The organism is Patulibacter sp. NPDC049589, assembly GCF_040675535.1.
Lineage (GTDB): Bacteria > Actinomycetota > Thermoleophilia > Solirubrobacterales > Solirubrobacteraceae > Patulibacter.
Map to the genome: position 1 here is coordinate 1 of NZ_JBFAPC010000316.1, position 2,358 is coordinate 2,358.

General features: G+C 73.1%; 3 protein-coding genes and 1 pseudogene. 2 read left to right on the top strand and 2 right to left on the bottom strand.

All coding sequences use genetic code 11. From position 1 onward, the window contains the following. Positions 1-387: SidA/IucD/PvdA family monooxygenase (locus tag AB0L40_RS27615; protein WP_364361987.1), on the bottom strand; the 387-nt coding region annotated here is incomplete at its 3' end. After that, a pseudogene (locus AB0L40_RS27620) lies at positions 387-1,058 on the bottom strand (pyridoxal-dependent decarboxylase); the annotation flags it as partial. The pseudogene AB0L40_RS27620 and the gene AB0L40_RS27615, both read right to left, overlap by 1 nt. On the opposite strand from AB0L40_RS27620, the gene AB0L40_RS27625 reads away from it, so the two are divergent. Together AB0L40_RS27625 and AB0L40_RS27630 are read left to right on the top strand one after the other, a co-directional pair. Next, on the top strand, positions 1,047-1,679 hold the full coding sequence (locus tag AB0L40_RS27625) for a precorrin-8X methylmutase (protein ID WP_364361989.1): 633 nt from the start codon (positions 1,047-1,049) through the stop codon (positions 1,677-1,679). The pseudogene AB0L40_RS27620 and the gene AB0L40_RS27625 overlap by 12 nt on opposite strands. Further along, positions 1,676-2,358: bifunctional adenosylcobinamide kinase/adenosylcobinamide-phosphate guanylyltransferase (locus AB0L40_RS27630; RefSeq protein WP_364361991.1), on the top strand; the 683-nt coding region annotated here is incomplete at its 3' end. The genes AB0L40_RS27625 and AB0L40_RS27630, both read left to right, overlap by 4 nt.

Consider the following 2,358-nt stretch of genomic DNA (forward strand, 5'->3'; position numbering starts at 1 on the left):
GAGGTAGGCCTCGCCGTCGTGGGTCACCGTGTCGACCCGGGTACTCCAGCGGATCGACGGCAGCTGTCCGGCGACCCACTTGCAGTACTCGTTGTACTCGGCACGCAGCGGGTAGAAGCTCTCCCGGATGTAGAACGGGTAGAGCCGGCCGACCTGCTTGAGGTAGTTCAGGAACGAGAACCGGCTGGTCGGGTCGGCCATGGTGACCAGGTCCGCCATGAACGGGACCTGGATGGTCACGCCGTCGATCATCAGGCCGGGGTGCCAGTCGAACTCCGCCCGCTGTTCCAGGAAGACGCCGTCCACATCGGGCAGATCCGCGGTGAGCGCGGCGAGACCGAGGTTGAACGGCCCGACACCGATCGCCACGAAATCATGGGTACGCATCAGGCCATCACCGCCGTGAGGTCGCGCTCGCCCATCAGGTCGTTGCCGATCTCGCGGATCAGGTCCAGGACGTCCTTCAGGTTGGCCATCGTGGTGTTCGGGTTGAGCAGGGTGAACTTCAGCCAGTAGTGGCCGCCGATGGTGGTGCCGGCGACGATCGCCTGCCCGCCGTAGAAGAGCCGCTGGCGCAGCTTCGGCATCAGCGCGTCGCACTCAGCCACGCCCAGGCTCTCCGGCCGGAACCGGAAGAGGACCGTGCTCAGCGTCGGCGGCGCGACCGCCTCGAAGTCCGGTTCGTCGACGATGAACTGGTACGCCTCGTGCGCCCGGTCCACCACGGTGTCGAACATGTCGCCGATCCGCTCCGAGCCCATCGTGCGCAGCGTCATCCAGAGCTTCAGGGCGTCGAACCGGCGGGTGGTCTGCAGACTCTTGTCGACCTGGTTCGGCACGGTCGCGGTGCGCGGGTTCAGGTAGTCGGCGTGCACCGCGATCCGGCGCATCGTCTCGCCCCGGCGGACCACGATCGCGCTGGAGCTGACCGGCTGGAAGTAGCTCTTGTGGAAGTCGACGGTGACCGAGTCGGCCCGCTCGATGCCGTCGATCAGGTGCCGGCGACGGGTGGAGACCAGCAGGCCACAGCCGTACGCGGCGTCCACGTGCAGCCAGATCCCGCCCCGGCCCGCACGCCGCACCCGATCGAGGTCGAGAGCTACCGGATCCTCCGCTCGCGGCTGTCCCTGGACCACCTGCCGCCGCTGTCGCGCGCGGTCACGGAGCGCACGGTCCACTCGGTCGCCGACGTCGCGTTCGCCGAGACCCTCGTCCTCGACGAGGACGCCCTGGTCGCCGGGCGTGCCGCGTTGCTGGCCGGCGCTCCGCTGATCGTCGACACCCGCATGGCCGCGGCCGGCATCACGGCCCGCGAGACGATCGTGCCGCTGGCCGACCCGCGAGCCGCCGACCAGGCGCGCGCGACGGGCAGCACCCGCTCCGACGCCGCGTTCCGCCTGGCCGCCCGTGACCACCCCGACGGCGCGGTCTGGGCGATCGGCAACGCCCCGACCGCGCTCTTCGCCCTGCTGGACGAGATCGCTCACGACCGCGTCCGCCCCGCGCTCGTCGTCGGACTGCCCGTCGGCTTCGTCGGCGCGGCGGACAGCAAGGCCGCACTGGCCCGCAGCGGGGTACCGTGCCTGACGAACCGCGGGGAACGCGGTGGGACGCCGGTGACCGTCGCCGCGATCCACGCGCTCCTCTTCCACCGCGACTCGGGATCCCCCTCCGCATGAGCAGCCCACGCCTCGTCCTCGTCCTCGGGGGCACCCGCTCCGGCAAGAGCGCCGTCGCCGAACGCCTGGTGGCCGCCGCCGGGGTCCCCGTGCGCTACCTCGCCACCGCGCCGTCGGGCCCCGACGGCGACCACGAGCGGATCGCGGTGCACCGCAGCCGGCGCCCGGCGTCGTGGGAGACGGTGGAGATCGCCGCGATCCAGGACCTGGCGCGCCCCGTCCACGAGGCGGGCAGCGCGACCGTGCTGCTCGACGGCCTCGGCGCCTGGCTCGCCGGCGTCCTGCACGACGCGGGCCTGCTGGACGACGACGGCCGCCGTGACGATCCGGCGAACGCGATCGACGGCGCCTCGGCCCTGGCCGGCGTCGAGCACGCCGTGGCCGCCCTGGCCGACGCCGCCTGCGAGCGCGACGCCCTGACCGTCGTCGTCGGCGAGGAGGCCGGCATGGCCCCGGTCGCCGCCACGCGCGGCACCCGTCGCTGGGTCGACCTGCTCGGCAGCGCCCACCAGGCGCTGGCCGCCCGCGCCGACCGCGTCCTCTTCGTCGTCGCGGGGCACGCCATCGAGCTGACCGACGTCGGCGCCGGCCCCGAGATCGGCGCCCCGGCACCGCAGGCGGCGCTGCCGCTGGACGTGCCGTCCGCCAGCGCCGGCGTCCCTGCGGGCGGCCCGGGGAC